Origin of the sequence: Ochrobactrum sp. SFR4, assembly GCF_019730395.1 — a bacterium.
In the GTDB taxonomy this organism is placed as follows: domain Bacteria; phylum Pseudomonadota; class Alphaproteobacteria; order Rhizobiales; family Rhizobiaceae; genus Pseudochrobactrum.
On sequence record NZ_JAAPBB010001478.1, the window covers coordinates 1 to 231 of the forward strand.

Below are 231 nucleotides of genomic sequence, written 5' to 3' on the forward strand. Positions count from 1 at the left end.
TTTCTGCGGATTGCCGATACCGGCAAAAGCGAGAAATTTTTTCCCCTCAGTCGGTTGCTCTGCCACTGAAACCAGCCGTGCGTCAAAAAACGGCTTATTGCCGCGTGCTGCCATGCGGATCACATTTTCCGAAGCATCATTGCCCTTCAAATGGTTCGGCGTGATACGCAGAAGGGCTGATGCTTGCTGCATCTGTGCAGGCAACGGCGCACGCAACGGCCCTGCCGGAAT

General features: G+C 55.0%; 1 protein-coding gene. It reads right to left on the bottom strand.

The window, feature by feature from the left end; all coding sequences use genetic code 11:
- Nucleotides 1-231 (bottom strand): tetraacyldisaccharide 4'-kinase (locus HBA93_RS23930; RefSeq protein ID WP_353619444.1); only part of this gene is annotated, 231 nt, incomplete at its 3' end.